The organism is Mesorhizobium sp. M7A.F.Ca.US.014.04.1.1 (assembly GCF_003998745.1).
In the GTDB taxonomy this organism is placed as follows: Bacteria; Pseudomonadota; Alphaproteobacteria; order Rhizobiales; family Rhizobiaceae; genus Mesorhizobium; species Mesorhizobium ciceri.
The window spans coordinates 21365-25714 of sequence record NZ_RZRW01000013.1; the positions used below are offsets into that span (position 1 = coordinate 21365).

Genomic DNA, 4350 nt, shown 5'->3' on the forward strand with positions numbered 1-4350 from the left:
AGCGCAACGCCTCGCACATCGCAACCGCGGACTGTCACATCGAGGTCGTCGAGCCGGCAGGTTCGGACACCTTCGCCGTCACCAATCTCGGCGGCAAGGGCGTGGTGGCGCGGCTGCGCGCCGACGCCAACATTCAGCCGGGCACCAACACGCCGCTCGCCTTCAACCTGACAAAGGCGGTGTTCTTCGATCCGGCGACCGAGACCCGTATTCGCTAATGTATGTCGCCCAAAAGTGGATCCGGTTTTGGGGCAACGACATGCATCAAAACAAAAAACTAAAGCGCGTCGGGACGCGATTTAGGCCATGAGAAATCCGGACATCGTCATCATCGGCTCCGGCATCGGCGGCGCCACGATCGCTTCCGGCCTTGCCGGCAGCGGCGCCTCGATCTTGATGCTCGAGCGCGGCGAGCCGTTGCCGGCGACGCCGCACGCGCGCGACACGCGCTCGATCTTCGTCGACGGCCATTATAGGCCGAAGGAGATGTGGCGTGAGGCCGGCGGCGCCGCCTTCAACCCCGGCAATTATTATTATGTCGGCGGCAATTCGAAGTTCTATGGCGCGGTGCTGATCCGCTACCGCAAGGAAGATTTCGCCGCCATGGAGCACTTTGGCGGGGTCTCGCCGGCATGGCCGTTCTCCTATGAGGAATTCGAGCCCTGGTATTCGAAAGCCGAACAGCTGTTTCGCGTGCGCGGTGCACTGGGCGAGGATCCGACCGAGCCGTTCCATTCGATCCCCTACGCCTACAAGCCGGTGCCCGACGAGGCGCCGATCGCCCGCGCCCGCGCCGAGCTGAAAAACCTCGGCCTGCATCCGGCCTCGCTGCCGCTCGGCGTCGACATCGACACCTGGCTGAAAGAGGGCAAGACCGGCTGGGACGCGTTTCCCAACACCGGCCAGGGCAAGGTCGACGCGCAGACAGGACCGCTGACGGCGGCCCTGAAGGACACCAACATCCGGCTCGAGACCGGCTGTTATGTCGAGTACCTGGAGGCATCGACCGACGGCAAAACCATTGCTGCCATCCACTATCGGCAGAATGGTGAGCTGAAAAAGGTGGCGCCGAAACTGGTCATCCTCTCCGCTGGCGCGGTCAATTCCGCCGTCATCCTGCTGCGCTCGCCTTCGGCCGATGGCAATGGTCTTGCCAACCGCTCCGATCAGGTCGGGCGCAATTTCATGAACCACAATTCCAGCGCCATGCTGGCGATCGATCCGCGCCGCCGCAACGATGCCGTCTACCAGAAGACGCTGATGCTCAACGACTACTATCTGTCCGACGGCAAGGGCGGTAAGCCGCTGGGGAACGTCCAACTGCTCGGCAAGATCGACGGCAACATGCTGCGGGCCAATGTCAAGTACACGCCGGGATTCGCGCTCGACTTCATGGCCGGCCACGCCGTCGACTGGTACCTGATGTGCGAAGACCTGCCCGACCCGGAAAGCCGCATCATGGTCGACGGCAAGGACATCGTCATGCAGTGGCGGCGCTCCAACATGCAGTCGCTCGACGGGCTGAACAAGGTAATGCGCGAAAACTTCCGCGCCTGCGGCTATCCCATCGTGCTGTCGCGCCCCTTCGACAAGCGCACGCCGTCGCATCAATGCGGCACGATCAAGATGGGCGACGATCCGGCGACGGCGGCGCTCGACCCCTACTGCCGCTCCTTCGACCACCGGAACCTGTTCGTCGTCGACGCCGGTTTCCTGCCGAACTCGGCGGCGGTCAACCCAGCGCTGTCGATTGCAGCCCAAGCGCTGCGCGTTGCTGACCACATCCGCAAGACGGACCTCGCCGCATGACCCCCCCCGCCGCTATCGTCACCGGCGGCGCGCGCGGCATCGGCCTCGCCTGCGCCCAGGCACTGGCGGATGCCGGCTTCGATATTCTGGTCGCCGACCTTGCCGAAACAGCCGCCGACGGACTTGCCCCCGACATCGCCAAGCGTGGCGCAAAATTCGCCTATGTCAGGTGCGACATCGCGGACCTCGACACCCATACAGCACTTGTCGATGCCGCGATGCGCGCCTTCGGCCGCATCGACTGCCTGGTCAACAATGCCGGCGTCGGCGCCGTGGTGCGCGGTGACCTCTTGGACCTCAAGCCGGAGAATTTCGACCGCACGCTGGGCATCAACCTGCGCGGCACCGTCTTCCTCAGCCAGGCTGTCGCCAAGGCGATGCTGGCTGCGCCAGGCGATCAGAGATCCATCATCACCATCACCTCGGTCAGTGCTGAAATGGCGTCGCCGGAACGGCCGGACTACTGCATCTCGAAGGCCGGGCTTTCGATGTGGGTGAAGAACCTGGCGTTGCGGCTTGCGCCTGAAAACATCGGCGTCTTCGAAGTCCGGCCCGGCATCATCCGCACCGACATGACCTCAGGCGTGACCGCCAAATATGACGCCCTTATCGACGGCGGCCTGGTTCCGGCCAAACGCTGGGGCGAAGCATCGGACATCGGCGCGGTGGTGGCGACGCTCGCCGGCGGCAAGCTCGGCTTTTCGACCGGCTCGATCATCAATGTCGACGGCGCGCTCTCGGTGCCACGGCTATGAATGGATCAGGAAATGACTGACTATATCATCGTGGGCGCCGGTCCTGCCGGCTGCGTTATGGCCAACCGGCTGAGCGAAGATCCCAGCAATTCGGTCCTGCTGCTGGAAGCCGGCGGCAAGGACTGGCACCCCTACATCCACATGCCGGCGGGCTTCGCCAAGATGACCAAAGGCATTGCTTCCTGGGGTTGGTCGACCGTGCCGCAAAAGCACATGAAGGACCGCGTCTTCTGGTACACGCAGGCCAAGGTCGTCGGCGGCGGCTCGTCCATCAACGCGCAGATCTACACGCGCGGCAATGCCCGCGACTACGACGCCTGGGAGAAGGAAGAAGGCCTCGCCGGCTGGGGCTATCGCGACGTGCTGCCCTATTTCAAGCGCGCCGAAAACAACCAGCGCTACGCCAACGACTTTCATGGCGACCACGGCCCGCTCGGCGTGTCCAACCCGATTTCGCCGCTGCCTATCTGCGAGGCCTATTTCCGTGCCGGCCAGGAGATGGGCATCCCCTTCAACCCGGACTTCAACGGCGCTGCCCAGGAAGGCGTCGGCTACTACCAGTTGACCCAGAAGGATGCCCGACGCTCCTCCGCCTCGGTCGCTTATTTGAAGCCGATCCGCAGCCGCAAGAACCTGACCCTCCGAACCGATGTGCTGGTGACGCGCATCGTCGTCGAGAACGGTCGCGCTATCGGCGTCGAGGTGGTCGACAGGCCGGGCGGCGACAAGAAAATCCTGCGCGCCGAGCGCGAGGTGATCGTCTCGTCCGGCGCCATCGGCTCGCCGAAGCTCCTGATGCAGTCGGGGATCGGCCCCGCAGACCATCTGAAGTCAGTCGGCGTCACGCCGGTGCATGACCTGCCCGGCGTCGGCTCCAACATGCAGGACCATCTCGATTTGTTCGTCATCGCCGAATGCACCGGCGATCACACCTATGACAACTACGCCAAGCTGCACCGCACGGCCTGGGCCGGTCTGCAATATCTGCTGCTGAAGAAAGGCCCGGTGGCCTCCAGCCTGTTCGAGACCGGCGGCTTCTGGTACGCCGACCCGACCGCCGCCTCGCCCGACATTCAGTTCCATCTCGGCTTGGGATCCGGCATCGAGGCCGGCGTCGAGAAGCTGAACAATCCAGGTGTCACCCTGAACTCGGCCTTCCTGCGGCCGCGCTCACGCGGCACGGTGCGGCTGAAGAGTGCCGACCCGTCCGACCACCCGCTGATCGATCCGAACTACTGGTCCGATCCCTATGACCGCGCCATGTCGATCAAGGGGCTGCGACTGGCGCGCCAGATCATGCGACAGAAGGCGCTTGCCCCTTACGTGCTGCGCGAAGTGCTGCCCGGGCCGTCGCTCGCCAGCGACGACGAGCTGTTCGACTATGCCTGCCGCACCTCCAAAACCGACCATCACCCGGTTGGCACCTGCCGCATGGGCCATGACGACATGGCCGTGGTGACACCGGATCTGCGGTTGCGCGGCATCGAGGGCCTGCGCGTTTGCGACGCCTCGGTGATGCCGCGCGTGCCTTCATCCAACACCAATGCGCCGACAATGATGGTCGGTGAAAAAGGAGCCGATCTGGTCCTCGGCCGCGAGCCGCTGCCGCCGGCGGTGTTTTCCGGAAACCGGGCTGCTTAGCCGCTGAGGAGCAAGACATGATCAGGCACTGTGTTTTCGCTAGATTTCGCAATGATGTCGCCGCTACCGAGCGCACGGCGGTCCATGCCGATCTCGAGGCGCTGCGACAGCTGATCGACGGCATGGACGCCGTAAAATTCAGCGC

At 64.1% G+C, this 4350-nt stretch carries 3 protein-coding genes and 1 pseudogene; all 4 read left to right on the plus strand.

The genetic code is table 11. From position 1 onward, the window contains the following. Positions 1–218 (plus strand): annotated as a pseudogene (locus EOA22_RS38545) (sugar ABC transporter ATP-binding protein); the annotation flags it as partial. 88 nt (positions 219–306) lie between these two features. Further along, on the plus strand, positions 307–1809 hold the full coding sequence (locus tag EOA22_RS01845) for a GMC family oxidoreductase (protein WP_063168957.1): 1503 nt from the start codon (positions 307–309) through the stop codon (positions 1807–1809). Then, the gene (locus EOA22_RS01850; protein WP_127312574.1) at positions 1806–2564 is read left to right on the plus strand and encodes a 3-ketoacyl-ACP reductase; all 759 of its coding nucleotides are present in this window, start codon (positions 1806–1808) and stop codon (positions 2562–2564) included. Before EOA22_RS01845 ends, EOA22_RS01850 begins: the two co-directional genes overlap by 4 nt. Before the next feature lie 12 nt (positions 2565–2576). Continuing rightward, positions 2577–4205: a GMC family oxidoreductase N-terminal domain-containing protein gene (locus tag EOA22_RS01855; protein WP_127389822.1), complete on the plus strand. Its 1629-nt coding sequence runs from the start codon at positions 2577–2579 to the stop codon at positions 4203–4205. Positions 4206–4350: the final 145 nt, after the last annotated feature.

What these genes read in the sequence shown, in the direction of transcription:
- EOA22_RS01845 (WP_063168957.1), top strand. Translation starts at nt 307, where the DNA reads ATGAGAAATCCGGACATCGTCATCATCGGCTCCGGCATCGGCGGCGCC.
- EOA22_RS01850 (WP_127312574.1), top strand. Translation starts at nt 1,806, where the DNA reads ATGACCCCCCCCGCCGCTATCGTCACCGGCGGCGCGCGCGGCATCGGC.
- EOA22_RS01855 (WP_127389822.1), top strand. Translation starts at nt 2,577, where the DNA reads ATGACTGACTATATCATCGTGGGCGCCGGTCCTGCCGGCTGCGTTATG.